At 64.0% G+C, this 26,543-nt stretch carries 24 protein-coding genes; 3 read left to right on the forward strand and 21 right to left on the reverse strand.

Annotated features, from left to right (window positions below; genetic code table 11):
• Positions 1 to 81: 81 nt before the first annotated feature.
• A complete protein-coding gene (locus F1643_RS20975; protein WP_194915235.1) occupies positions 82 to 648 on the reverse strand; it encodes a DUF2889 domain-containing protein in 567 nt (188 codons plus the stop codon).
• A 366-nt stretch (positions 649 to 1,014) separates the two neighbouring features.
• On the opposite strand from F1643_RS20975, the gene F1643_RS20980 reads away from it, so the two are divergent.
• Positions 1,015 to 1,608 (forward strand): TetR/AcrR family transcriptional regulator, encoded by a 594-nt coding sequence (locus F1643_RS20980; RefSeq protein WP_194915236.1) that lies wholly within the window; start codon positions 1,015 to 1,017, stop codon positions 1,606 to 1,608.
• A 39-nt stretch (positions 1,609 to 1,647) separates the two neighbouring features.
• On the opposite strand, the gene F1643_RS20985 is transcribed toward F1643_RS20980, so the two are convergent.
• From F1643_RS20985 to F1643_RS21045, 13 genes are all read right to left on the reverse strand, one after another.
• The gene (locus tag F1643_RS20985; protein ID WP_206692603.1) at positions 1,648 to 2,421 is read right to left on the reverse strand and encodes an enoyl-CoA hydratase-related protein; all 774 of its coding nucleotides are present in this window, start codon (positions 2,419 to 2,421) and stop codon (positions 1,648 to 1,650) included.
• A gap of 14 nt (positions 2,422 to 2,435) precedes the next feature.
• Complete coding sequence (locus F1643_RS20990; protein ID WP_194915237.1) at positions 2,436 to 4,091, reverse strand: acyl-CoA dehydrogenase family protein; 1,656 nt, start codon at positions 4,089 to 4,091, stop codon at positions 2,436 to 2,438.
• A 94-nt stretch (positions 4,092 to 4,185) separates the two neighbouring features.
• Positions 4,186 to 5,061 carry an acyl-CoA dehydrogenase gene (locus F1643_RS20995; protein WP_194915238.1) on the reverse strand — a complete coding sequence of 292 codons (876 nt, stop codon included), beginning with the start codon at positions 5,059 to 5,061 and terminating at the stop codon, positions 4,186 to 4,188.
• 1 nt (position 5,062) lies between these two features.
• Positions 5,063 to 6,325 (reverse strand): CoA transferase, encoded by a 1,263-nt coding sequence (locus tag F1643_RS21000; protein WP_370540745.1) that lies wholly within the window; start codon positions 6,323 to 6,325, stop codon positions 5,063 to 5,065.
• On the reverse strand, positions 6,325 to 7,869 hold the full coding sequence (locus tag F1643_RS21005; RefSeq protein ID WP_194915239.1) for a 3-hydroxyacyl-CoA dehydrogenase: 1,545 nt from the start codon (positions 7,867 to 7,869) through the stop codon (positions 6,325 to 6,327). Before F1643_RS21005 ends, F1643_RS21000 begins: the two co-directional genes overlap by 1 nt.
• A 10-nt stretch (positions 7,870 to 7,879) precedes the next feature.
• Positions 7,880 to 8,659 (reverse strand): enoyl-CoA hydratase/isomerase family protein, encoded by a 780-nt coding sequence (locus F1643_RS21010; RefSeq protein WP_194915240.1) that lies wholly within the window; start codon positions 8,657 to 8,659, stop codon positions 7,880 to 7,882.
• Between the two features lie 4 nt (positions 8,660 to 8,663).
• Complete coding sequence (locus F1643_RS21015) at positions 8,664 to 9,866, reverse strand: acetyl-CoA acetyltransferase (protein ID WP_194915241.1); 1,203 nt, start codon at positions 9,864 to 9,866, stop codon at positions 8,664 to 8,666.
• Between the two features lie 3 nt (positions 9,867 to 9,869).
• Complete coding sequence (locus F1643_RS21020; RefSeq protein ID WP_194915242.1) at positions 9,870 to 11,351, reverse strand: hydroxymethylglutaryl-CoA synthase family protein; 1,482 nt, start codon at positions 11,349 to 11,351, stop codon at positions 9,870 to 9,872.
• Positions 11,348 to 12,295, reverse strand: a complete 948-nt coding sequence (locus F1643_RS21025) for an alpha/beta hydrolase (RefSeq protein ID WP_194915243.1) — start codon at positions 12,293 to 12,295, stop codon at positions 11,348 to 11,350. The genes F1643_RS21020 and F1643_RS21025 overlap by 4 nt, the downstream gene beginning before the upstream one ends.
• Positions 12,292 to 13,050 (reverse strand): SDR family NAD(P)-dependent oxidoreductase, encoded by a 759-nt coding sequence (locus F1643_RS21030; RefSeq protein ID WP_194915244.1) that lies wholly within the window; start codon positions 13,048 to 13,050, stop codon positions 12,292 to 12,294. Before F1643_RS21030 ends, F1643_RS21025 begins: the two co-directional genes overlap by 4 nt.
• Positions 13,051 to 13,053: 3 nt before the next feature.
• Positions 13,054 to 13,953: an enoyl-CoA hydratase/isomerase family protein gene (locus F1643_RS21035; RefSeq protein ID WP_370540741.1), complete on the reverse strand. Its 900-nt coding sequence runs from the start codon at positions 13,951 to 13,953 to the stop codon at positions 13,054 to 13,056.
• Positions 13,913 to 14,401 (reverse strand): aromatic-ring-hydroxylating dioxygenase subunit beta, encoded by a 489-nt coding sequence (locus F1643_RS21040; protein ID WP_194915247.1) that lies wholly within the window; start codon positions 14,399 to 14,401, stop codon positions 13,913 to 13,915. The genes F1643_RS21035 and F1643_RS21040 overlap by 41 nt, the downstream gene beginning before the upstream one ends.
• A 2-nt stretch (positions 14,402 to 14,403) precedes the next feature.
• A complete protein-coding gene (locus tag F1643_RS21045) occupies positions 14,404 to 15,690 on the reverse strand; it encodes an aromatic ring-hydroxylating dioxygenase subunit alpha (RefSeq protein WP_194915248.1) in 1,287 nt (428 codons plus the stop codon).
• A gap of 173 nt (positions 15,691 to 15,863) precedes the next feature.
• Between F1643_RS21045 and F1643_RS21050 the strand changes: the two genes are divergently transcribed.
• Complete coding sequence (locus F1643_RS21050; protein ID WP_194915249.1) at positions 15,864 to 16,184, forward strand: 2Fe-2S iron-sulfur cluster-binding protein; 321 nt, start codon at positions 15,864 to 15,866, stop codon at positions 16,182 to 16,184.
• Positions 16,185 to 16,273: 89 nt separating this feature from the next.
• Here F1643_RS21050 and F1643_RS21055 read toward each other — a convergent pair whose 3' ends face one another.
• The 7 genes from F1643_RS21055 to F1643_RS21090 form a co-directional block, all read right to left on the reverse strand.
• A complete protein-coding gene (locus F1643_RS21055; RefSeq protein ID WP_194915251.1) occupies positions 16,274 to 17,842 on the reverse strand; it encodes a long-chain fatty acid--CoA ligase in 1,569 nt (522 codons plus the stop codon).
• A 106-nt stretch (positions 17,843 to 17,948) separates the two neighbouring features.
• Positions 17,949 to 18,833: an aldolase/citrate lyase family protein gene (locus tag F1643_RS21060; RefSeq protein ID WP_206692605.1), complete on the reverse strand. Its 885-nt coding sequence runs from the start codon at positions 18,831 to 18,833 to the stop codon at positions 17,949 to 17,951.
• A 48-nt stretch (positions 18,834 to 18,881) separates the two neighbouring features.
• Positions 18,882 to 21,020: an ATP-binding cassette domain-containing protein gene (locus F1643_RS25180; protein ID WP_206692606.1), complete on the reverse strand. Its 2,139-nt coding sequence runs from the start codon at positions 21,018 to 21,020 to the stop codon at positions 18,882 to 18,884.
• A complete protein-coding gene (locus tag F1643_RS21075) occupies positions 20,999 to 21,925 on the reverse strand; it encodes a branched-chain amino acid ABC transporter permease (RefSeq protein WP_194915253.1) in 927 nt (308 codons plus the stop codon). The genes F1643_RS25180 and F1643_RS21075 overlap by 22 nt, the downstream gene beginning before the upstream one ends.
• 41 nt (positions 21,926 to 21,966) lie before the next feature.
• Positions 21,967 to 22,842 carry a branched-chain amino acid ABC transporter permease gene (locus tag F1643_RS21080; RefSeq protein ID WP_194915254.1) on the reverse strand — a complete coding sequence of 292 codons (876 nt, stop codon included), beginning with the start codon at positions 22,840 to 22,842 and terminating at the stop codon, positions 21,967 to 21,969.
• A 94-nt stretch (positions 22,843 to 22,936) separates the two neighbouring features.
• Positions 22,937 to 24,082 (reverse strand): ABC transporter substrate-binding protein, encoded by a 1,146-nt coding sequence (locus F1643_RS21085; RefSeq protein ID WP_194915255.1) that lies wholly within the window; start codon positions 24,080 to 24,082, stop codon positions 22,937 to 22,939.
• 68 nt (positions 24,083 to 24,150) lie between these two features.
• Positions 24,151 to 25,419 (reverse strand): NAD(P)/FAD-dependent oxidoreductase, encoded by a 1,269-nt coding sequence (locus F1643_RS21090; RefSeq protein ID WP_255543131.1) that lies wholly within the window; start codon positions 25,417 to 25,419, stop codon positions 24,151 to 24,153.
• A 359-nt stretch (positions 25,420 to 25,778) separates the two neighbouring features.
• Here F1643_RS21090 and F1643_RS21095 point away from each other — a divergent pair, with 359 nt between their 5' ends.
• Positions 25,779 to 26,528 carry an electron transfer flavoprotein subunit beta/FixA family protein gene (locus tag F1643_RS21095; RefSeq protein ID WP_194915256.1) on the forward strand — a complete coding sequence of 250 codons (750 nt, stop codon included), beginning with the start codon at positions 25,779 to 25,781 and terminating at the stop codon, positions 26,526 to 26,528.
• Positions 26,529 to 26,543 lie beyond the last annotated feature (15 nt).

The following is a 26,543-nucleotide window of genomic DNA, read 5'->3' on the forward strand; positions in this document are numbered from 1 at the left end:
TCCACATAATGTTCCTCCCGGATGCAGCTCTCTCGTCGTTTTTGCGTTGCGGAGCCTGCTGGATGGAGACAGAACCTACTGTTACGCGCCGCTCTCGCCTGCCTTATCAATCACAAGGTGTGAGAAATGCCGTTGAGTGATTTCCGCCCCTGGCGCCAAGGCCAAGCAGTGGCCGACCGGCGATTGCCCCCGCTTCCAGCCGTCGATCCCCACTTCCGACCACAAGGCCTGAAAGACCACGGTTGAGATCGGCCCAAGAAGCTCGGTCAGATGAGTACAGCCAAGTGCACCGCCGAACAGGCCGCGCACTGATCGCATGAAGCCGGGGCCAATAGCGAGGCCGATCAATTTTTGGTAGCGGTCACCGATCGGGTAACAGGTGTGGTACGGCGCGTGCTCAGTACGGACCTCAACCTCATGGATGACATACTGGCGGTCAACCGCCAGCCGCAGGGTCATCTGGTGCAGCGGGCTGTCGGCCGGCACCACGCGCATCGGCAACCCTAGGGGAAAGGGCTTTGTGTCGGTGACCGTGGCTTCAACGTCGAACAGACCATCGTCGCGCTGATAAGCGTCGCAGGCCACCACACGCCTATGCACCGGCCGCCGGTTCGGGCGGGCAGCCTTCTCGGCCTTTGCCTCGCTCATTACCACCCCCCGCAATGCGGCGAATCGACGCGGGGGGACATGGGCAATCGGTTCGGGGTCCTGGACAAAGACTGGGAGCGATCTAAAGAACCCCAGGCGCGCCAAGGCATTGGTAAAATCCGGTGGGATCGCGCAACGGGGAAGTCAGTCATGTTCGGCACCATCTAGAGCAACCTGAGAGTCAGCCGAATTCATATCATAGTCCGTCGTGACGGACTATGATATTTTGCCGATTCTGCCGTGAGAAACCCCACCCTTTACAAACACACATGATCGTGCAAAAGCCATGCAACGTTGTCGGTGGTTTGGACCAATCCTATCAACCAGCGAGCAGTGGATTGCCATTCGACGGAAGGACCATTCAGCATGCCCCGCGTTCGCGCCAATGATTACGATGTGAAATCCCAATCAATCCTTGACAATGCAGCAGCCCTTTTTTCGAAGGTTGGCTACCCGAAAGCAAAAATGCAGGATATCGCCCAAGCTTGCGGCGTTACAAAGTCCATGCTGTATCATTATTTTCCAACGAAAGACGATCTTCTTCTTGAACTCCTAACAGAACATCTTGATGCTCTGATTTCAGACGTTGAAAGCTCCGTAGAAGCGCTGGGATCACCAGAAGATCGCTTCACCGCCTTTGTCCAGGTCTATGTCCAAAAATCCACTCGATCGCGCCAGCGCCATCTGAGCGCCATGAACGACGCCAAATTTCTACCCGAAGACATGCAGCCGGCAGTGCGTACTCTTCAAGCCAAAGTGGTCGATCTGGCAACACTGGTTTTGCGGGACATGAAGCCGGCACTTCCCGACCACCTCTACAAGCCGTACGCTCTGCTGCTTCTCGGCGCGTTGAACTGGACCGAACTGTGGTACCGGCCCGACGGCCCGATCAGTCCTGACGAGCTATGCGAGCGCATCGTGCGCCTGTTCCTGAACGGCTTTATGGCGGAAGCCGCCTGACCAGCCCAGAGCCGTGGATCGGTCAAGCCGAATTGCGCGTCAATCCGGGTTGAAGCGAGGCTTGCGCTTTTCCAGAAAGGCGGCCATGCCTTCTTTTTGACCCTGGGTGTCGAACAGCAGCCAGAAGGACCGGCGTTCCAGAGCCAGTGCGGCGTCCAGCGGCAGATCCTCGGCAGTCAGAACGGTCTCTTTGATCTGCTCGCAGGCGGCGCTGGAGAAGCTCGCAATGGTCTTGGCCACCTCCAACGCCGCCGGCAACACCTCCTCGTCGGCCACAAGATGACTGGCAAGTCCCCAGTCATAAGCCTGCCGGCCGGAAATCATTTCGCCGGTCAACACCATTCGCATGGTCTTTGCGCGGCCGATCAGGCGGATCAGCCGCTGGGTGCCGCCAGCTCCCGGCATGATGCCGACCTTCACTTCGGGCTGGCCGAAACGAGCGCCCTCGCCCGCCACGATCAAGTCGGCGTGCATCGCCAGCTCGCAGCCTGCTCCAAGGGCAAAGCCGTTCACCGCCGCGATGAGCGGCTTCGGGCAGTCTGCAATCGCCTTCCACAGCCTGTGCAGGCCCAACTGGACGACTTCCTGCGGCGACCTGGCTGCCAGCATGCCGATGTCGGCGCCGGCAGCGAAAGCCGCTTGATCGCCGGTCACCACCACGGCCCGCACGCTGGCATCGTCGGCAAGCTCCAGGAAGCGTGCAGACAGAGCCCGGCGCAGGTCGAGGTTGAGGGCGTTGCGAGCCTCGGGCCGGTTCAGCTGCAGGAGGACCACCCCGTCGCTGGGCCGCGTTTCGATCAGCATGCTGGTCATCGCCCCTCCCTCAATTAATTCGGCCCCAGCAGACCACGGCCGATCACCTGCGCCTGGATCTCGGCAGCGCCCTCGAAAACCGACAGAATGCGGGCGTCGCACAGCACGCGGCTGATCGGGTATTCCAACGCGTAACCATTGCCACCGTGGATTTGCAGGGCGGCGTCGGCGTTGGACCAAGCCACCCGCGCCGCCAGCAGCTTCGCCATACCGGCCTCGACATCGCAGCGCCGGCCAGAATCCTTCTCACGCGCGGAGGAATAGGTGAGTTGGCGAGCCATCATCGTCTCGACCGCCATCCAGGCGATCTTCGCATGCACGCGAGGGAAGGCGATGATGGGCTTGCCAAATTGCAGACGGTCGCGGGCATAGGCGGCTCCCAACTGCAACGCCTCCTGGGCGACACCGAGAGCGCGGGCAGCGGTCTGGATACGGGCACTCTCGAAGGTCTCCATCAACTGTTTGAACCCCTGCCCTTCAATCCCGCCCAAAAGCGAGGCAACCGGAACCTCGAAGCCGTCGAAGCCGATCTCATATTCCTTCATGCCGCGGTACCCCAGCACCGGAATCTCGGTGCCGGTCATGCCTTCTGCCGGAAACGGCGTAACCTCCGTCCCGCGCGGCTTCTCGGCCAACAGCATGGAAAGGCCGCGATAGCCTTCGGCGTCAGGATCGGTGCGCACCAGAAGCGTCATCAGGTCCGAACGGGAACCGTGGGTTATCCAGGTCTTGGCCCCATAGACGCGATAGACATCGCCGTCGCGCACCGCGCGGGTGCGCAGGCTGCCGAGGTCGGAGCCGGTGTTGGGCTCGGTAAACACCGCCGTCGGCAGGATCTCGCCCGAGGCGATGCGCGGCAACCAATGGTCCTTCTGCTCCGCCGTGCCACCCAGGCGGATCAACTCGGCAGCGATTTCGGCACGGGTGCCGAGCGAGCCGACGCCGATGTAGGCGCGGCTCAACACCTCCGACACCAGACACATGGCTATCTTGCCAAGCCCGCTGCCGCCGAACTCCTCCGGCACAGTCATGCCAAAGACGCCAAGCTCACCCATTTCCTCCAGCACCTCCAAGGGGATCAGCTCATCCCGGCGGTGCCAGTCCTGAGCAAAGGGCGCCACCTTGCTCTCGGCAAAACGCTGGAATTGACCGTTCAGCATCTCCAGGATCTCGTCGTCCAGCGCCAGGGCGGCGAACACCCTTTCCGAAGCCTTTTCAGCAAGCAGCAGCCGGTCGGCCGCCAGGGCCGCCGGCTCGGCCAGCCGGGTAAGGGCAGGATGCGTGGCCAACCGGGCTACCAGTTCGACCGGAACACCGAGATCGCCAGGGCGAACCATCTCCACCTGGCTCATCGGGATACCGCCGGCCAATTGTCCGGCATATTCAACGAAGCCCAGGCGCAGAATCGCCGCCTCCAGCGGGCCGAAGGCTGCCTGCACCGACAGCCGCTCAGCCCAGGCCAGCGTCTGCCGCAGGGCCGCCGCATAGGTGGCTTGCCAAGCAAGCCCATGGACCGCCAGTTGCTCGCGCTCCAACAGGGCCGGGTCGAGCTTGCCGTTCTCCGTCACCATCGTCGCCACCCCGGCCTTCGCCGCCGTCACGAGCGGATCGACGGCCGCCACTAGTTGGCGGCAAGCGTCCAGAACCTGGGTGCAATCGTTCGATGTCATAAAATCGCTTCCTTGAATGCGGGGTCTGCGAGGCAGCCCAAGACGCGGCAGGGCTTGGCCGACTGGGGTGGATCGGAGGGGAAGACGGGGGCCTTCAGTGGGTCGGACCATCGCCAACCGGATCGCCGAAGGCGGCGAATGCCTCCATGGCGGTCGTGCCGTCCGCTCCCTGGGCGGCCAGCGTACAGCCGTCCTCGCCTGGAGCGCCGATCAGACGAAAGGGATGGCTGTCGAACAGCGGTCCCTTGGCGCGGAAGGTGAAGCCGGTGACCCGGCGGTGATCATGGCGGCGCACCAGATCGGCAAGCAGGGTGGCAATCAGCGGACCGTGGACGACCAGGGCGGGATAACCCTCCCGCTCCATGGCGTAGGGACGGTCGTAATGAATGCGGTGGCCGTTGAAGGTCAGGGCGGAAAAGCGGAACAGCAGCACCGGATCGGGAACCACCTGACGGCTCCAGGTTCCATCCGCCGGGGGTGGCAACTCCACCGGCACCGGGGCCGCGACGCGTCCGCCATCGTCGCGATAGACGATGTCCTGATGCTCCTCGATGCAAAGGGTGCCCTCCTGGTGGAAGCGGTGGCGCACGCGCACGAAGATCAGCGGCCCGCTGCCGCCACTTTTGGTCTGAATGCCAATGATCTCGGCCCGACGCCGGGTTTCCACCCCGAGCCGCAGCGGTGCCAGATAGCTCGACTGGCCGCCTGCGAACATGCGACGGGGCAGGGTGACCGGCGGAAAGAAGCCGCCGCGTCTCGGGTGTCCGTCCTCTCCCACCGCATCGGCCGGCGCAAGCGGTGTGAAATAGATCCATTGCCAGAGGGGCGGCAGTTCCCGCCCCCGCTCCCAGCCTTCCATCGCAACGCCGAGCGTGGCGGCGAGGGCCCGCGCCTGTTCCGGCGCCAGAATCGCCGTCTGCTCCTCGGGCGCAGGCTCCCAACCGGAGAAAAGCTCTTGTCCTGCTATCATCTCACTCCCCCTCGCGTGCGGCCAGCACGCCAGCCCCACGCAGCCGCCGGATTTCAGCAGCGCTCTTTCCCAGAATGTCGGACAGCACGCTGTCGGTGTGCTGGCCAAGGCGCGGCGCTGCACCGGGAACACGGTCCATACCGGCGAAGGTCAGCGGCGACGCGGCGGCCAGGTGGCGGCCAATGCCCGGCTGCTCCAAATCACGGAACAGCGGATTCTTCGTCGAACAGCGCGGATCCTCGCGCACCAGTTGGCCGAAGTCCTGATAAGGGCCCCACAGCACGCCGGCGCCATCGAAGGCAGTCGCAATCTCGGCCAGAGTCTGTCTGCCGCACCAACGCGCCAGCAGCGCCGAAATCGCTTCGCGCGCCTCAAATCGCCCGCTCTCGTCGCCGAGGTCGACACCCATCGCCTCGCCGATCAGCGCGAACCGATCGGCAAGGCCGGTCGCCTTGCCGATCGCCCGCCACTGCCGGTTGGAAATTGCCGCGATCATCACCCGGCGACCGTCGGCGGTGGTGAAATCCCGGCCGTAGGCACCATACAGGTCATTGCCCATGGGCGGGCGGACGGTACCGTTGATCTGCACCTCGGCGATGTAGCCGAGGGCGCTGATGGTCGCCAGCATGACATCGGAAAGGGCAATGCTGATCTCTTGGCCAGCGCCGGTCTGCCGCCGCCGCCGTTCCGCCGCCAGCAAGCCGACAGCAATGTACAGGCCTGCCGCAACGTCCCAGGCCGGCAGCACATGGTTGACGGGTTCATTGCCCCGGCCGGTCGCCATTGGGAAGCCGCCGGCACAGTTGATGGTGTAATCGACCGCGCTGGATCCGTCGTAATTGCCGGTCAGCCGCAGCATGATCAGGTCCGGCCGGCGGACCTGCAGCGCCTCATAGGACATCCAGCCCTTGGCGGGCAGGTTGGTCAGCAGGATGCCGGCGGCGTCACCGTCGGCGCAGATCAGCGATTGGGCAATCTCCTGTCCTTCTTTGCTGTCGAGCGCCAGCGTGACCGATTTCTTGGCCTTGTTGAGACCAGCCCAATAAAGGCTGTCACCGCTCGGCGCCAGCGGCCAGCGATTGATGTCGATGTTGCCGCCAATGGGGTCGATGCGGATGACGTCCGCCCCCAGCTGCGCCAGCGTCATACCACCCAGCGGTGCCGCCACGAAGGCGGACACCTCGACAACGCGCAGACCCGCCAACGGCCCGGCCCCGACGGTCGCCGCGTTCGGTGAAGCTGCTTCTGTCACGCCTGCCTCCACTATGATTTGCAACGCGCCGCGTCGGGCGTCAGCAGTGACAGACCAAGCTGGACCCGGCGGGTCAGCCAGGGGTTCGGGCGGTAGCGAGGATCGCCGGTTTGCTCCTGAATCGCGTGCAGGATCTCCAGAATGCGGCTTCCGCCGATGCGATCACCCCAGCTGAGCGGCCCAAGGGGATAACCAAGGCCGAGCCGCACCGCGTCTTCCAGATCCTCCACCGTTGCGATGCCGCGCTGGGCGATGGTGGCGGCGATGTTGACAATGGTGGCGAGCACCCGCTGCGTGATGAAGCCCGGACTGTCGTTGATGACGGTGACCCTGCCGCCATCGGCGGCCAACAACGCCCACGCGGCGTCGCGGGCCTCGCCGGCGGTGACGGCGGTCAGCATCAGCGTGCGGTGGACGCTGAAATCCGGCAGCGGGTCGATCGCCACGCAACGGGTCGCGTCCAACCCACGCGCGACGGCGTGGCTGGTGGCATCCCTGCCCCAGGGCTGGATGACCTGCAGCGCGGCGTCCTCAGCCCTGTCCACCACGAGCACGCCGTTGGCGCCGGCGAGCGCCGCGATGTCCACCCGGCGGGCCGCCTCGGGATCAATCCACAAGGCGAGCCCGGCCGGCAGCGGCGGCACGGTCGGCAGCGGAGGATCAACCCGGCCGCCCTTCTCGTCATAGACATACCAGCCGGCACCGCTCTTGCGCCCGAACAGGCCGGCGGCTACCCGCGGCGGCACCAGCGATGAAGGCCGGTAGCGCGGTTCCTGCTGGAACTGCTCGTAGATGGACTCCATCACCTTGCTCGACACGTCGAGGCCCGTCAGATCCAGCAGCTCGAAGGGGCCCATGCGGAAGCCCGCGGCCTCGCGCAGCACCCGGTCCACTGCGTCCGGTGTTGCGACGCCCTCCTCCACGAGGCGCAGACCCTCGGTATAGAGTCCGCGTCCGGCGTGGTTGACCAGGAAGCCCGGCTGGTCGGCCGCCACCACCGCCCGGTGGCCGGCGCCCTCGATCAGCCCCCGCAGCCGCTCGACGACGGTCGGGGCCGTACGCACGGCGGCGATCACCTCGGCGACCTTCATCAGCGGCACCGGATTGAAGAAATGCAAGCCGGCAACCTGTTGTGGCCGGGCACAAGCCGCGGCGATCTCCGAAACCGTCAGCGAGGAGGTGTTGCTGGCGAGGATCGCATCCTCCCGGACGATGCCCTCCACATCGCGGAACAGCTGGCGCTTGATCTCCAGATTCTCGACGATGGCTTCGATCACCAGATCGCAATCGGCCAGATCGGAAAGCTGGCTGGCTGACAGCATGCGGGCACGGACGGCCTCGTATTCGTCGGTCGTCAAACGGCCCTTCTCGACGAGGCGGGTCAGCATCGCGGTGACGGCGGCAACCGCCTTGGCGGCTGCTCCATCGGCCGCGTCGAAGACGCGCACGCGGTGCCCCGCCTGGGCGAACAGTTGAACAATGCCCTGGCCCATGGTGCCGGCACCGACGACGCCGATGGTGAGCGGAACACCGCTGTTGGATTGGGTGCTGGTCATTGGAAGCGCATCACTGTGTGGTGAAGTCGGGGGTGCGTTTGCCGACGAAGGCCCGGTAGCCTTCATCGAAGTCATCGCTCAGCAGGCAGACCGCCTGATCGTCTTCCTCGCGCCGGAATTCAGCTTCCAGGGAGGAAGATGGCTCGTTGAGCCGGCCCTTCATGCGACGGAAGGCATCGAGCGGCAACAGAGCCATCCGCTCGGCCTCGGCGATGGCGGCCTCCATCACCTCGGCGTCGGGCACCAATCGGTCGGCCAGAGCCAAGCGGAAGGCCTCGTCGCCGCCAACTATGTCGCCCGACGACAACAGTCGCCGTGCGGCCGGCAGACCGACCCGGCGCGGCAGGGTCAGCAACTGGCCCCAGTCCGGCGTCAGCCCCAGCCTCAGAAAGGGAAAGAGGATTTTCGTGCCGGGGCCGACGACGATCCGGTCGCCGAGCAATGCCAGACCGACGGCCCCGCCGGCACCGATGCCCTCAATCGCGCTGACCACCGGGACCGGACTGTCGGCGATCAGCCGGCACAGGCTGTGGATATGACGCATGCGAGCGCGGGCGCCATCCTCATCCAGCCCGACCATGCTCGGGATGTCGCCTCCAGCCGAGAAGACCCCGTCCCTTCCCCCAAATACCAGGGCTCGGACCGTTCGGTCACCAGCCAGCGCGGTCAACGCCTCGATCATCTCAGCCCGAACAGCATGGTCGATGGCGTTGCGCTTGTCGGGTCGGTTGATCAACAGACGCGCCACTCGTGGCGATGGCCGATCGACGAGAACGACGGGGTCTCCCATGGCCTCAGGCTCCTTCCAGACCGACGATCGACACCGAACACACATTCTGCGACGGCTGCCCGCCCAGATTGTGGGTGAGACCGATCCTGGGGGCGCTGAGCTGGCGGGGGCCGGCACGGCCCAGCAGCTGGAGATACATCTCGTAAAGCATGCGGATGCCGCTGGCGCCGATTGGGTGGCCGAAGCACTTCAGCCCACCGTCAATCTGGCAGGGGACCTTGCCGCCGGCGTCGAACACGCCATCGAGCACGTCATGGACCGCCCGGCCCGGCGCGGAGAGGCCGAGATCCTCCATGGTCACCAGTTCGGTGATGGAAAAGCAGTCATGGACCTCGGTCATGCTGATTTCGGTGCGTGGATTCGCGATGCCCGCCTCCGCATAGGCGCGCTGGGCAGCAACGCGGGCCGTGTGAACATAGCTGCCGTCCCATTCGTTCGACTGCATTTCCCAGCCGTTGGAGGCAACCACCTGGAGCGCCTTGAAGGTGACCAGATCGCGCTTGCCTAGGTTCCGGGCGATGTCCGGTCGGGTCACGATGACGGCCGCGGCACCGTCGGATACGCCGCAGCAGTCGAACAGTCCCAGCGGTTCGGCGACGATCGGGGCACGCAGCACCTGCTCCTCGGTGATCTCCTTTCGCAGATGGGCCTTGGGGTTGCGCGCGCCATTGGCGTGGCTCTTGACCGACACATGGGCGATCGCGCGCTTGAGCAGATCCGCGGGTACCCCGTGCCGCCGCCGGTAGGCCGAAGCGAGCTGAGCGAAATTGGCAGGCGCGACGGCATTCGGATACCATTGCGGGATGTAGGTTCCCACTGTGGCCACCGGCAGACCGCCATAGCCGGTGTCCTTCAGTTTCTCGATGCCGAGGGCCAGGGCGATGTCGCATGCCCCCGAGGCCACTGCGTAGACGGCTGCCCGGATCGCTTCGGAACCGCCGGCGCAGAAATTCTCCACACGCGTCACACCGATGTCGGGCAGCCTGAGGGCGATGGCCATCGGCGTGCCGCCGCGGCCGGTGCCGACATCGTCCATGTGGGTGGAAAACCACGCAGCGTCGATCTGTTCTGGCGCGATGCCGGCATCGGTCATGGCTTCGAGGTATGCCTCGACCATCAGATCCTCCGGGCTGGCGTCCCAGCGTTCGCCGAACTTGCTGCACCCCATGCCCAGGATGGCGACCTTGTCTTTGATTCCCTTGGCCATTGCTTACTCCGCTGCGGGCCGGTCGGACGCGGCGGCCGGACGCACCGGAACCGCCTTCCAGAAATAGCGAGTGAAGTGTCTGACTTCGTCGATGTCCTTGATCCGGAAAGCCATTTCCACTTCCGTCCCGGATTCCACATCGCCTTTGGCGACGTCGGTGAACTCCATCAGAATGCGGCCGCCGCCATCGAAATCGATCTGCCCGTAGCAGTGCGGGGGCGAACGGTGGAAAGACAGATACTCGGCCGACCAGCTCAGGACCGTCGCCTTACGCTCGGCCAGTTGGTGGGGCACCTGGGTATCCTTGCGCGGATTCCCCTGCTCGTAGGACAGGCGCGAGGGTGGAAAATGGACTTTGCCGGTTTCGGTGCAGCGCCCGGCCACCAGCCCGAGGATGGCCGAACGGTGGCGGTAGGCGGTGCTGAGCGCCGTCTTGCGGTCCTGCTCGCCGCGCATGCCGCGCTCCAGCACCAGGCGGCCCTTGAAGGAAAGGAACTTGGTGTAGTTGGTCTCCTCCGTCCCATGGGCCAGCCAGTGGCTGACGCCCTTGGCCGGCCGCGCCGAGCGGATCGCCTCGGTGACGCGAAAGATCACGGCCTGGGCGCCGCTGGCGAACTGGGCGACCAGGATGAGGGCGCCGGGCTTGGCGGACTCCAGCACATGGGCCAGCACCAGCAGGGCATGGCCTGTGCCGGTCTCGCCGATGCGGTCTTGCAGACTGTCCACCACCGCCTCGGGTCGAACGCCGCAGCGAGCGGCCACCTGCTGGTCCATCTTCTGGAAGGTCGAGGGGAAGATGAAGTGATCGATCGCCTCGGCCTTCACCTGTGCCTCGGCCAGGGCGGCGGCAACGGCCTTCGGCACCAACTTGGAAATCCCCTCGTCACGCACCCAGCGTTCTTCCCAGGCATAATCGACGTCCTCGCCGGCAGCGCGGAAATGGTCGATGAAATCGACGGTCAGGGTGCCCGAGCCGAGATATTCGGCGACCACATCCCCATCTCCCAGCAGCAGGGCAGCGGCGCCGTCGCCGAAGTCCAGCTCCTGAGTGCTGGCAGCCCGGCTGTCGCGGCTGTCGGCGGCCAGCACCAGCGTGTCGCCGCCACCGGCGCGTACCCTGGCAACCGCCTGGGTCAGTGCCGACAGGCCGGCGCGCTGCGAACCGCCAAACTCCAGGGCCTCGACCGTCTGGTCGAGGGTCAGCGCCTCACAAACGACACCAGCGTTCAGCCGCTCAGCGAAGGGCAAAGTGCAGGAAGCGAGGAAGAGCGACCGGATATTGCCTCGCTCCTCCGACGGCCCCAGGCAGTCGCGGGCCGCCGCGACCGCCATGGTCAGGCTGTCCTCGTCCCAATTGGCCATCGACCGGCTGCCCTTGGCCCTGCCGACCAGATGGGGAGCGTACCAGGCATTGGCCTCCGCCACGGCGCGGCGGCTCAGCCGCAGACGAGGTACATAGCCACCGTATTTCACGATACCAATCATTGTCCGGCACCTTGCTGGGGAATGGAGCGAGACCCGAAATGGGTCCTCAGAAAATCACCGATGCCGGCAAGGGCGCGGCGCGCCTCCGGCAGGTCGTTCGGAAATTGCTGAAACACATGGATCATGCCGTCCCACACCTGGAGGTCGACCAGGACGCCGGCGTTGCGGGCCTTGTCGGCAAAATCGGTGGCGTCGCTCAGCACCGTCTCGCGATCGCCGACCTGGATGAGCAGCGGCGGCAACCCGTGAAGATCGGCAAAAAGCGGCGAAATCAGGGGGTTGTGCGGATTGCCATCGGGTCCGAGATAGCCGCGCGCCATGGCCTGGACCAGGTGACGCTGATGAATGGGGTCGGCCGCGGCCCGCGTCTCATACGACGCACCGGAAACGGTGAGGTCGGTCCAGGGCGACATCGCCACGGCCGCCGCCGGCATTGGCCGCCCCGCGTCACGCAGCGACAGAAGCGTCGACAGTGCCAGCCCGCCACCGGCCGAATCCCCGGCAAACGCGATGTCCGCCGGCCGATGACCGGCCTCCAGAAGCCACCGATAGGCCGCGGTGGCGTCCTCCAGCGGGGCCGGGAAGCGGTGCTCCGGCGCCAGCCGATAGTCCACCCCCAGCACCCGGCACGAGGCCGCGGCGGAAATATGGGCCATCAGTTCGCGGTGCGAGCGAGGGGAGCCGACCTGGAAGCCGCCGCCGTGGAAATAGAGGACAATGCGGTCGGCATCCACCGCCTCGGAATGCACCCATTCGGCTGGGACTCCTCCGACGTCGACCGCGGTCACCTCGGCCGCGACAGGAGACGCGCCAAACAACGCATCCCAGTCCTGGCGCATCTGTTCGACCGTGGTCGAGCGGTTCCAGCGCCCGTAGACGGACCGCACCCGCTCGATGACGGCGTCGATGGGCTTATCCGTGTCCGAAGGGGAATGATCGTTCATTGACCGCATCCCATACCGCCGGAAACTCCCAGCGTTTCACCGGTGATGAAACCGGCCGCATCGGAGGCAAGGAAAGCGACGGCTGCTGCCACCTCGTCAGCGGTGCCCAGTCGGCCGAGCAAGGTCGCCACGGTCATCGCCCGCAGCAGCTTCTCGCCGCCCTGCGCCACGGCCTGCCGCAAGAGCGGCGTATCGATCGGCCCTGGGGCCACAACATTGGCGGTGATGCCCTTGGCCCCGTTCTCCCGGGCAATGGACTTGGTGAAGGCGATGACGCCACCCTTGGCGGCCGCATAGACCGAGCCGCCGCGCGAGCCCAGCCGGCCGGCCTCGGACGCGATGTTGATGATACGCCCCCAGCCTGCTTCCTGCATTGCCGGCAACACGGCGTGGGTGGTCGCCAGGACCGCCTCCAGATTGACGGCGAAAAGCCGCCGCCAATCGTCCGGGCTTGTGTGGGTGAAGAAGGCGTGCTGGTCGACCCCGGCGTTGTTGACCAGAATGTCGAACGGGCCGCTGTCGGCGATCTGATCGGCGATCACACGGGAGACGCGGTCGAGATCGCTGACGTCAAGCGCTACAGCCGTCGCCCCGATTTCCTCCGCCAGGGTTTGGGCGGCGGTGATGTTGCAATCGGCAATCACGACCTGCACGCCGGCGTCTGCAAAGCGCCGGGCAATGGCTTGGCCGATGCCCAGCGCTCCGCCGGTCAGGAAGGCGCGCCGGCCCGAGACCGGGTTGGACAGCATCGCCATGGTTCAGCGCCCCGTGAAGCGCGGCGCACGCTTCTCGATGACGGCGGCCAACCCTTCCAGCGCGTCCGCGGTCGCCGCCAGCTGTGCTTGGGCGTGGTTTTCCGCCGGCATACAGCCATCGACGCTCTGGTTCAGGCCGTTCCACAAGAGGCGCTTGGTCTCCGCGAGCGCCACGGTGGCGCCAGCCGCCAGTTGGCGGGCCATCGCCATCGCCTCGTCGGCCAGACGATCGTCGGGAACGACCCGGCTGATCAGCCCCATGGACAGGGCATCACTGGCCGGAATCACCGGGTTGAACATCAGGATGTCCATAGCCCGACGGAAGCCCACCAGATGGGGCAAGGTGACCGAAACGCCAGCGTCCGGCACCATTCCGACGCGGGTGGCGCCAGCCAGGAACTTGGCGGATTCCCCGGCGACCACGTGATCGGCGGAGCAGACCAGCCCCAGGCCGCCACCACCAGCCGCGAACCCATGGACGGCGGCGATCACCGGAGCGTTCAGACGGATAAGCTGGCTTGCCACCACCTGGAGGCGGGCGGTTGCTATGCGGATGTATTCCGGCAAAGCCTCGCCCTGCTGCAGGAAAACGTGAACGTCTCCACCGGCGCAGAAATTCTTACCTTCGCCAGTCAACAGCACGGCGCGAACGCGGCGATCGCCATGGACCCGCAGCAGGACCTGTTGAAGCCCTTCGAGCATGTCCAGATTGAGGCCATTGGCCGCGTCCGGTCGGTTGAGGCGAAGATGCGCCACCCCGTCTGGATAAAGGTCGAGAAGCACCGGCCCCTCGCCGACGAGGGCGAGGCGCTGATCGTTGTCAGCCGTCATCGTGAATTTCCCTTCGGAGTGGCGCGCTTCGTCAGATGATAAAGGCCATTGCGAACTGACCTTCTTCGGCATTCACCAAGGAAACCTTCTTGTATGCCAACCGGAAGCCGTCATTTTCGCGGCGCAGAATATATTCGTTGCGCGACGGGAAGATGTTTTCAGCCCCGTCGCGGGCTTCGTAAAGAATGGAATTGGCCCCGATCCGGATTCCACGCTCATCCTGGTCAAGGATTTCGACGTTCGATACAATCCGCCGGATCCGCGAGCGCGGCTCCTGGCTGTAACGTCGCCCGGTAAGCAACTGTTTGACTCGCAAGGCGATGCGTGAACGATTGTCATAGATGATTGACATCACCAGGTTCGGATCTCCGCCGTCGTTATCGGCAGGAACCCAATATATGCCATCGTCGGTCCACAGCGATTCCCACGCCTCGTATTGATGCTCGTCCGCCAAACGCGCTTCGCGATAGACGAATTGCGTCACTTCCTCGAGAAGCGATCCCACTTTTTCCTGTGCCATAATTATGCAGCCTCCATCAGAGAACGGTAATGGCTCCAGATTCCACGCGTTGTAACTTCGTCGGTAATTTCGCCGATACGGTATCCATCGGCATCAATACGCTCGCGGTGACGGCCGCGTCCGAGATAAAGCCACTCTGGGTTGGTGAAGTGAACGCCACGCTGCGTGCCCTCATACATCACGGCATCATCAGCAAGCAGGAAGCCGGCCGGCCCCACAGACCCCATCGTCTGCTGGCGCAGGCGGCGATTCAGATCTGGCGCTCCTTTGAATTGAAGCGGAGTGACGTGCTGCACCGACAGATCAACCGAAATCGGCTGAATAACAAACATCTGGATTTCAGCAATAAAGAGATTAGGGAAAATCATGATATGCGGAGACCCGTCGATCATAATTTCCCGCGCCTTCTTCTCCCCGTACGCGGCGTTCATTCGCGCCACGTAATCCGGAAGCTTCTCGGCGCTGGTTCCAAACCAACTCATCGGCTCATCGCGCTTGCGGAACTCCGGGCGCAGGTCCATCTCCGTATGACCATTCCCGAAATCGCGAGCCACGCACAAGGAATCGCTTCCGTAAAGTTCCGCGATCCGGCTTCCCGCGACTTCGAAGATCGAAGCGTGCGTGAACGCCGGATGATAACCGTCGGTCTCGTTCTCGACCAGGAACTTCCAGTTCGCGCGAACCTTATGCTTCAAGAATCCGGAGGTGATTTCAACTTCACCTTCGGGCGACAGGTTGCAGAGGGCGTCAAGCGCGTATTTGGCGCCCCCAAGATGCTCTTCCAGCGTCGGACCTTCGGCGGCCAACGACCCGAACACAAACCCCTTGTAGGACGCGACGCGGGCGACCTTGCCAAGCCCCAGCAGGTCACGATCCACCCCGTCGTAGCCAGACGGAAACGGCATTCCGCGAATCGGGCCGTCGTTGTCGAAGCTCCAGCCATGGTAGGGGCAGGTGAAGGAACGGGCGTTGCCCTTCTCCACCACACAGACATGTTTGCCGCGGTGCGGGCAGCGGTTGTGCACAAGATGCACCTGACCATCGCGCCCCCGGGTCATGATGATCGGCTCCGGACCGATCGACTTCATCACGTAGTCGAAGGGCTTCGGCACTTCGCTCTCGTGGCCGACATAGACCCAGGTGCGTCGCCAGATCCGTTCCAGCTCGGCCTCGAAAACGGCGGGATTGGTGTACAGCGACCCGTGGATGTGATCGGGACGGATGACGTCACCCCAATTGGGCAGCGATCCGCCCTGCCCCGAGCGGCTCAATGCAGCGTCGTTCCCCATGAACTCAACTCCTCTGTAGCGGTGGCGGCTGTTTCCTCACGCCGCAGCCTGTGTTTTTATAATAGACCGACGCGTCGGACTATGTCAAAGTCGTTTTTAGACGGAGGGGGCGATGGTCGTGCGGCCAAGCCTTTCTCCGCATCGCCATCCGCCCATTTTTTGCGAGCGAACGTATGGTTTCCGTGACCTACATCGAGCACGACGGCACCGAGCACCGTGTCGACGCGACGCCCGGACGCAGCCTGATGCAGACCGCCAAGGACAAGGGGATTCCCGGCATCTATGGCGACTGCAACGGCGGTTGCACTTGCGGCACCTGCCACTGCTTCATCGACGAGCGGTTCGCCACCGCCCTGCCTCCCCCCTTGGAAACCGAAGCGGCGATGCTCGACGCCAATCCGGACCGTCAGCCCAACAGCCGGTTGGCCTGCCAAATCCGCCTCAACGAGTCGCTGGACGGCATCACGGTGACCCTCCCGGCCGAGCAGTTTTGACGCGTCCCGGGGAGGGGAATACTCCTCCCCGGTCTTCGGCTCCCGCCATAGCGCCCAACCCGTCGGACCGGGCTCAACACGCCATGCGATCAGCCGACGCGCCGGTTGCGATCCTTCCAATGAGGCTCGCGCAGAACATGCTTCAGCAACTTGCCGGCGCCTGACAACGGCATGGTGTCGCGGAATTCGAAGCTGACCGGGCATTTGTAGCCGGCGATCAGCGTCTTGCAGTGCCCACGCAGTTCCTCGGCGGTGGCCCTCATGCCTTCGCGCAGGACCACGACCGCGTGCACCGCCTCGCCCCAGGCGTCGCTGGGTACCGCAATCACCGCGCACATGGCGACCGCCGGATGGGTACCAAGCGCGCTCTCGACCTCGGCCGAGTAAACATTCTCGCCGCCGCTGACGATCATGTCCTTGAGACGATCGACGATGTAGACATAGCCTTCCTCGTCCATGTAGCCCATGTCACCGGAATGCATCCAGCCGTCGCGGATGGCGGCTTTGGTCTCGGCCTCCCGGTTCCAATAGCCCAGCATCACACCGGCCCCACGTGACACGATCTCACCGGTTTGGCCGCGCGGCAATTCCTGGCCATCAAGATCGACGATGCGCATTTCCATGCCCCAGACCGGGCGACCGGCGGAACGCAGCAGCTGCTTGTCGCGTGGGTTGTCGGACAGCCGATGACAGTGTGGCGGCAGGATGGTGTAAGGACCGCCGGTCTCGGTCATGCCATACCCCTGCACCAACTCCACACCTGGCAACGCGTTCAGCGCCTGGGCCAGCAATGCCTCTCCGATCGGCGAGGTTCCGTAGATGATGCGGCGCAGGCTGCTGATGTCGCGCTTGGCAAAATCGGGACAATCCAGCATGCGCTGGATCATCGTCGGCACCAGCAGGGTAAAGGTTACCCGCTCGCGCTCAATGGTCTCCAACATCTGCACTGAATCGAAACCGTCCAGCACCACCGTGCGGCGGCCACGCACGAAAGCGCGGATGATGATGCACATGCCGGCTTGGTGGAAGATCGGTGCAGCCGCCAGGATAATTTCATCCTCGGTGTAATTGAACTCCATCAAGCAGCCGATGGCGTTGCTGAGCAACCCTTCGTGAGACAGCATGACGCCCTTGGGAAAGCCGGTGGTGCCGCCGGTGTAGAAGATTCCTGCCAGATCGTTGCCGCCTGATCCGTAATCGGAAACCGGCTGGGTGGTCCGCAACAGCTCGTCATAGTTCAGCATGCCGGCAGGCGTCTCACCAGTACCAATGTAAATGAGCACCTGCAGTGACTTTGAAAGTGTACGCAGCTCGTCACCACAACCAGCAAACCGGTCATCGATCAGCAGGATGCGGGTGTCGCAATCATCCAGGGAGAAGGCGACCTCGGCCGGGCTCCAACGGATATTGACCGGGTTGAGCGCCCCGCCGCCCCACCACACACCGGCCATGTATTCGATGTAGATGTGGGAATTCACCGCCAGCATGCCGACCCGGTCGCCGGGCTTCATGCCGAGCGCCTGCAGAGCCCCGGCCAGACGGGCGGAGCGATCGACCAGCTCACTCCACGTGAAGCGGTGATCACCATAGACGGAGGCGATTTCCGCCGGCCTCTGCTGCAGCTGTCGATGCAGAGCATGTGTAAGTTGAAGGCGCATGACTTCTCCCATTAGGATTTGTTAATTTTCCAGTCCATTTAATAGTCCGTCTTGTCGGAATATTAAATGGCAAACAGGACACTCAGCTCCGCCACGCAAAGATCAGTCAGCGATCTTCCGGCACCCGTTTGTCTTGAGACGCCTGGAACCGGGAAGCTTCAAGCAGTCGGCGCGCTTTGCGGGCCACCGCCTCGTCGATCATCCTTCCATCCACCACACCTACTCCCTTATCATTTTCCGCCAAAATCTTCGTGACTTGCGCAAGCTGTTCCACAGACGGACGAAACAAATCATTGATAAGGGAAACCTGCCGCGGATGAATGGCAGCCTTGGCCATAAAGCCAAGGCGCGCGGCGGCGGTGGCCTCGCGCCGCAGCCCCTCCTCCTCGTCGATGGCGAAGAACGGTGAGTCAATGGTGGTCAGACCTGTCAGCGCCGCCGCGTTGACGACGCTGGAACGGGCGAACAGCAACGAAGTCCAGTCCAGTTCGGCGCCAAGATCGGCGGCGTAATCGGCGGCGCCAAAGAGCAGCGCTTCCAGATTCGGGCTGGATTGGGCGATGGGGGCGGCGTTGGCAACACCGCGCGCGCTCTCGATCAGCGCCACCAGCGGGGTCGCCTTGCCGGCGTCGGCCAGCAGACGGTCCACCAACACGACGACATCGGCTGATTCGACTTTGGGGATCACCAACAAATCGGGCAGCGCCGACGACCGGAGAAGCTCCAGCAGGTCCTCCAACCCGTGACGGCTGGCCGGACTGTTGATCCTGAGGGTGCGCAATGGCCCCCTTGCGGGCGCTGGGCGAGCCAGCCAAGCCAACGCCCCCTCGCGAGCCGGTGCCTTGTCGGCCGGAGCTACCGCATCTTCCAGATCGATGATCAGGGCATCGGCCCCGGCGGCGGCGGCCCGATCAAACCGGTCCGGCTTGGTCGCCGGCGTGAACAGCCAGCTGTGCCGCCCCCAACTCCGCTTGTCCGGACCGATCATCATGGCATTCCTCCACTGCAAAAATCCACCCGCTGCCCGAAACACGAGCCGTCACAGCCCCAAATAGGCCTGTCGCACCTGCTCGTTGCCGGCCAGCTCTTGGCCGGGGCCTTGCAGGACGATGCGGCCGGTTTCCAACACATATCCCTGATCCGACAGCGGCAACGCCTCGGCAGCGTTCTGCTCGACCAGCAGGATGGTCAGGCCCTGTCGCCTCAGGCGGGAGATGATGGCAAACACCTCCTCGACGATCAGCGGTGCCAGCCCCATGGACGGCTCGTCGAGCAGCAGCAGCTTCGGCCGGCTCATCAGCGACCGGGCGATGGCCAGCATCTGCTGCTGGCCACCGGATAGCGTGGCAGCGGATTGACGTCGCTTCTCTTTGAGGACCGGGAACAGCGCATACATCTGCTCCACGGCCTCGGCGACGCCGGCCGTCGGCTGGGTGAAGCCGCCGATCTGCAAATTCTGCTCGACCGTAAACGTGCCGAAAACCTGCCGGCCTTCCGGGCAATGGGCGATGCCGAGCGCCACGCGGCGCCACGCCGGCAGCCGGGCGATGTCTGACCCCTCGAAGAGGATGCGTCCCTTACGCGTCGGATGGATACCGGAGATCGTCTTCAGAAGGGTCGTCTTGCCAGCCCCGTTGCTGCCGACGATGGAGACCAACCGTCCGGAGGCGGCTTCCACCGTGATGCCGTGCAGGCTCTGTCTGCTGCCGTAGAAGGCGTCGATCCCCTCCAGCGCGAGCAACGGCAGCACCGTCCCTTCGCTCACGGCCGTGTTGAGGGCCGCCTCCCGGGCACCGAGCCCGAATGGGGCCGGCGCCATGCTGGCGACGATGTGGCGCAGTTCGGTGAAGGCGCGGTCGGCGTCAGCGCTGAGCGGATCGCTGTGAGCGAGGAAGGCATCGTAGGCAGCTTTCCGGCTCTCGTCCGGCAACTGGCTGCGAACCAACGGCAGGATCGCCGTTTCCTCCAACTGGATGTGTTTGCCAAGGCAGCTCAGGAACTCCAGCAGGTCGTCGCGGACACGGGCGCGGTCGGTGCGGTCGCGAGCCTCGTGCACACGCTGCCGCAGTTTCTCCAGCTGGTGTGCCTCCTCCACATGCTGGGTGGTCAACTGGTCGAGCGCCCGGTCGGTCTCCACACTCAGGCCGCGCAAGGGGGCGAAGACGAAACCCTCCTCCTTTGGGTGATGAACCTCGCGGCTGAAGCCGGCGAAGTAGGCCAGACCGGCGTCGACCAGCGTCAGGTTCAGGGCGTCCGGATCATCGCCTGCGTCCCTGCAGACCAGTTCCAGCACGGCGCTGATCTGGTGCATGCTGCGATGTTCCGATTGGATGATGTCGACGACATCTTGCATGGTCAATGCCCCCGCGTTCCAAGGTAGGCGGTAATGACGTCGGGGGTTGCGGGCGACCTGCTCAGGCGGACCTTCCGCGATCTTGCGACCGTAATTGATGACGACGACGTTATCCGACACCTCCATGACCAGCTTCATGTCATGCTCGACGAGAATGACGGTGATGCCGCGCCCGGCCAGCGCCTGGATCAGCGCCTTGATTTCGCCCGTCTCCTGCGGATTGAGGCCGGCCGCCGGCTCGTCGAGCAGCAGCAGGCTTGGTTCCGAGGCCAGCGCCCGGGCGATCTCCACCCGCTTCAGCGCACCATAGGAAAGTTCGCCCGGCATACGCTCACCGTCGGAGTTGAGCCCGACAAAGTCCAGCAGGTCGCTGGCAACCCGCCGCGCCCCCATCTCGGCCCGGCGGGCATCCGGACCACCAAACAGACCGCGAACGAAGCCGTTCTTCAGCAGCCGGTGGCGGCCCAGCATGACGTTCTCCAGCACCGTCATGGAGCCGGAAATCTTGAGATTCTGAAAGGTGCGCGACAGTCCCATGGAAGGCAGATCGGACGGCTTACGGCCGGCGATGTCGGCACCGTCCAGCAGCACCCGGCCGCTCGTCGGACGGTAGAGTCCGCTGATGATGTTCATCAAGGTGGTTTTGCCGGCCCCGTTTGGACCGATGATCGAATGCACCTGACGGTGCTTCAGCACAAAGCTGATATCGTCCAGAACGTTAGGACCACCAAAGGATTTGCACACCGCGTGCAACGCCACGAAGGGCGTGTCGGAGAATTGGGCCGACACCGGAGAGACAGTGCTCATGACACCCTCCGACGCCAAATCCGCTTCACCGGGCGGACCAGTCCTTCCGGCAGGAAGATCAGCGTTGCCAGGAGGATGCTGCCGGCGACCAGGGTCTCGAACTGTTCGAAATCAGCCAGCGTAACCGGCAGCAGGGTAATGATCAGCGCGCCCAGCACGGCACCTGCGATCGAGCCGATGCCGCCGATCACGACCATCATGACGAATTCCACCGATCGGTGAAACGATGCGGCATTGGGCGAGATGAAGCCCACATAGTGCGCGTAGAGCGCGCCCATCAGGGCCGCCAGAGCCGCCGAATAGACGAAGACCTGGACCTTCAGCCGAAGGGTGTCGACGCCAAGGGCGATGGCCGCCGTCTCGGCGTCGTGCAGCGCACGCAGAGCGCGACCAGCCGGCGACTTCAGAAGGGTGAGGGTGGCCGCAATGATCAGGGTCAGAGCCGCCAGCAGGATGTAGTACCAAACCACCTCGCTGTAGATGTCGGCGCCCCACAACGCCAGCGGCTCCACCGTCAACCCGTCGATGCCGCCGGTGATTTCCTTTTCGTTCCGCAGAACCACGGCGACCACCAGCCCAACCCCCAGGGTGGCGATCGCCAGATAGTAGCCGGCCAGCCGCAGGAACAGCCTGGCGAGGCCCCAGCCAAGCAGGCCGACGAGGATGGTGGCGATCAGAATGGAAGCCGGCACCGCCACGCCATGCTGCGCAAGAAGCGCCGAGCCATAGGCGCCGAGCGCAACAAAGGCGGCGTGTCCGAGGCTGAGCTGGCCGGTGGTGCCAAGCAGCACCGACAGCGACACGGCGACCGCCGCATTGAGGAAGACCTGATTGGCCAGCGCTATGAAGAAGGGGTTGGTCAGGACGATCGGAAAACCGATCGCGACTATGGCAAGCGCCAGCGGCGGCAGCGCCGAGGCCATGCTCGTTCGTCCGGAAAGTTGATTCACCGCATCGCTCATGATCAAACACGCTCCACCGCAGGGCGTCCGAACAGACCGTTCGGCCGCACCAGGAAGACCAGAACCACCATCAGGAAGGACACGGCATCTTTGTAGGCCGAGGAGACATAGCCAGCGGTCAACGCCTCGGCGATGCCGAGCAGGAAGCCACCGACGACAGCACCAGGAATGCTGCCCATGCCGCCGAGGATGGCCCCGATGACCGCCTTCAACCCGACCATCACGCCCGCGTCGAAGGAGGTATAGGTGATGGGTGCAGTGACCGCGCCCGCAACGGCGCCCACTATACCGGAAATTGTGAAGGCCAGCAGCAGCACCATCTTTGTGTTGATGCCCATCAATTGGGCGGTGATGGCGTTCGACGCGGTCGCCATAAAGGCGCGCCCCATGCGGCTGCACTCAAAGAACCAACCGAGGATGGCCAGCACCAGGAGCGCCGTGACGATCACCCACAAGGTCTGCGGCAGGATCGTCGCTCCCATGAGCGAAAGCGGCTGAGCCGAACTGAAATGCGGCAGCGTCATGGTGCTCGTACCGGCGGCGGCCCGGACCGTGCCGCGGACCACCATGCCGAAGGCGACGGTGAGCACGATCACGGTCAAGATCCCCGACCGTTGCAGAACCCTGAGACTGATCTTCTGCAAAAGGATGCTGGCGAGCGTGGCGCACAGCACGGCAGCGAGGATGGCCACCGGCAGTGACCAACCGGCCTGCACGAGGATGGCCGAAATCAATCCTCCGAGCATGATCGACTCGCCCTGAGCGAAATTGATCACGCCGCTTGCGTTGAAAATGATCGTGAAACCAAGAGCCGCAAGCGCATAGCGTGCGCCTTCGGTTATTCCTGATGATAGGAATTGGAGAATGGCTAGGTCCATCCAACGTGCCTTTCAGCGGCCAGGTCACGCAGCGTCGTCCCGCGTGGATTACACACCCGTGTGCAGCGCGATCATATCTTGGAGGGTGGTGGTATTACTCTACCAGTTCCCACTTTCCGCCCTTCGCCCGCGCGACGACGATGGAGTCTATGCCAAGGCCGACGTGATCGCTGGCCGACATGCGGAAGGTGCCGGTAGCACCGACCAGCGCAGCGGTCTCGATGTTGGTGCGCAGATCACTGCCGCCGGCCTCGGCCGCCTGTTTGATCAGCATCAGCGCATCGTAGGCGTTGCCGGCAAAATAGGACGGGGCCTCGCCATACTTACCGTTGTAGGCAGTGACGAAGCGCTCCAGCACCGGGCGCTGCGGGTGGCTGGCCGGCAGTTGCTCCCACACCAGGATGGCGCCGCTGGGGATCGCCATTCCCTCGGCCGACGGGCCGGCCAGCTTGAGGAAGCCTTCGGTGGCAATGGCGTGGGTGCCGAAGTGCGGCAGCTTGATGTCGAGCTGTTTCAGATTCTTGGCAACGATGGCGGCGGCATCGCCGAAGCCGGCGTTGAGGATGGCCTCGGCGCCGGACTGGCGCAGCTTGGTCAGCTGGGTTGTCATGTCGGTGTCCTTCGGGTTGAAGAACTCCTCGGCGACGATGGTCAGCTTCAGCGGCCCGCTGAGCTTGCGGGCGGCGGCGGTGGCCGACTGGCCAAAAGCGTCATTGCCGGCAATGATCGCCAACTTGGTCAGGCCTTGGGCGGCGATGTAGGTCAGGATGCGCTCAACCGCCACGGCGTCGGTCGGGTTCATCTTGAAAACGGTGGGACGCAGCGGCTCGACGATGGCACCACCGCCGGCGCAGGACAGCATCGGGATCTTCGCACGCTCGACCAACGGCACGCTCGACAGCGTGGCGCCGGTCGTGGTGCCGCCGATGATGGCCGAGACCTTGTCGTTGCTGATCAGGCGCTTGACGATGGTGTTGGCCTTGGCCGGATCGGATTCATCGTCATAGGCGAACAGCTCGATCGGGCGGCCGGCAATGCCACCTTCCTTGTTCAGCAGTTCGCTGAACAGTTTCAGCGCCTTCATCTCCCCTGCGCCAAGATTGGCGGCCGGGCCGGTTTCCGAAAGATAGGCGCCGATTTTGAAAGGTTCGGCAGCTTGCACCGACAGGCCGATGACCGAAGCAACCGCCGCTCCAAGCAAGCGCTGGAGCGTGGTGCGCAGACCCGTACGCACAGACATCGTTTCCTCCATCATTTGTATGTTTCCCAAAGCTCTTTGTTTTCCTGGTCGATCCGGGGCGCCCGTCGTCAGGCACTCTTCCTGAGATCGGACGCCACCAACAGGTCCTTCAGAGGCACAGCGGGATCGGCCAAGCGCTCGGCATCAACCTTCAGTTGAGCCGCCACCATCCGCTTGGCCATCATAAAATCAGCTGGCCGGTTCACCGCATCGGCCGCGATCAGCCGGCCCTGGCGCAGATAAAAGGCGATGGGACCATCGTCGCCCGGCGCCTGCCGCACCACGCAACCGTCATGATCATGCGACAGCCCAACCATCTGTAGCTTCAGGTCATACTGGTTCGACCAGAACCACGGCGTGGAGCGATTGGGCTTCGGCTTGCCGCACAGCAGCGAGGCAGCCGCGCGGGCCTGTTCTATGGCGTTCGGAACCGATTCCAGCCGAATGCGCCGACCATAAGCAACGCTGTCCTGAACCGTGCAGTCACCGGCCGCAAGAATATCGGGATCGGAGGTCCGCGACAGCTCATCGACCAGGATGCCGCCATCGACGGTGAGGCCGGCCTGCTCGGCTAGCGCTGTGTTTGCCTCCATCCCGATACCAACCACCAGGACATCGGCAGGGAACTCCCCAGCAGCCCCACATAACACGGCGGTAACCAGCCCGGATTCGTCGCAGCGGATCCCCTCGACCGTGACGCCGGTGTGGATTGCCACTCCTTCCCGACGATGAACGCGTTCATAGAAATCGGACATGACAGCGCCGGTCACTCGGGCCAGCACGCGTGGCTGCGATTCCAAGACCGTGACCTTGGCCCCACGCTTGCGGGCGGCAGCTGCGATTTCCAGCCCGACATAGCCACCGCCGATAACCACCAGGCGAACGCCGGGCGTCAAGGCGGCGCGAATGCCGTCGGCGTCGTCGCGCGTGCGCAGCACATGCAGATTGGCAGGGACCGCCCCTTCCGGCATCCCACGGAAGGCCGGCAGACGCGGCCGGCCGCCGGTGCAGAGTGCCAGCTTGCCGTAATGCAACGACGTGCCGTCGCTCAAGCTGAGCGTGTGACCGGCGCGGTCGATATGGAGCACCCTCACCCCAAGCCTCAGGGTGACACCAGCCTCCTTGTAGGAACTGAGCGGCCGCAAGACCAGGGAGTCGGCCGCGGCGCCTTCCTCCATGTAGGCCTTCGACAGAGGTGGCCGATCATATGGAAGCTCCTTCTCGTCACCCACCATTACGATCGGCGACGTCCAGCCACCCTGGCGCACGGCAAAGGCCAATTCCACACCGGCACAACCGGAGCCGACGATCACAAGCGGTCCGCCAACCGACATCATTTCTCTCCACACCGGATTTCGTGGCGTCTAGTTATAGACCGACGCGTCGGTTTATAACTAGACGGATTCCAGCTTTCACGCAAGAGGGAGATTTTTGAGCGATCGAACAATCCGCCGTTCGGTGCGGTAGATCGGCCGGGAGCACGCGATGCCAGCACACCGGTTTCGCTTCGAAGCCATGAAAGCCACTTGATATAGACCGACGCGTCGGTCTATATTCTGTCCATTGCGATGCTTCGTGCGAACAGCGCTCAGTTCCTCTGCTGATGAAGGACAGCGTACAGGACGACATCGACACTGGCCGCCCTCCGGGCCCGATTGCATCAGCGGCTGTGCCGTTTCCAATTGGAGCAAACACTATGAAGGTAATGGTACCCGTAAAGCGGGTGGTCGACTACAACGTGAAGATCCGCGTCAAGGCGGATGGCTCGGGTGTCGAGACTGCCAACGTCAAGTTCTCGATGAACCCCTTCGACGAGATCGCCGTCGAAGAGGCGGTTCGCCTGAAGGAAGGCGGCGAGGCCACCGAGATCATCGCCGTCTCCATCGGCCCGGTGGCGGCGCAAGAGACGCTGCGTACCGCACTGGCCATGGGAGCCGACCGCGCCATCCTCGTGCAGACCGAAGCCGAAACCCAACCGCTGGCCGTCGCCAAGGTGCTGAAAGCCCTGGTCGAGAAAGAGCAGCCGCGATTGATCCTGCTCGGAAAGCAGGCCATCGACGATGATTGCAACCAGACCGGCCAAATGTTGGCCGCCTTGCTCGGCTGGCCGCAGGGCACGTTTGCCTCCAAGCTCACCCCCAGCGCCAGCGTTGTGACCGTCACCCGCGAGATCGATGGCGGCCTGGAGACGGTGGAGCTGACGCTACCCGCCGTGGTCACCACCGACCTGCGCCTGAACGAGCCACGCTACGCTTCGCTGCCGAACATCATGAAGGCGAAGAAAAAGACGCTCGACACCGTTACGCCGGACAGCCTGGGTGTAGAGGTAGCGCCGCGGCTGAAGACGCTGAAGGTGGCGGAGCCGCCGAAGCGCAAGGCCGGCATCAAGGTGGCCGACGTGGCAATCCTCGTCGACAGACTCAAGAACGAAACGTGCGTGATCTGACGTCGGCTCGACCGA

It is taken from the genome of Azospirillum sp. INR13, assembly GCF_015390205.1.
In the GTDB taxonomy this organism is placed as follows: domain Bacteria; phylum Pseudomonadota; class Alphaproteobacteria; order Azospirillales; family Azospirillaceae; genus Azospirillum.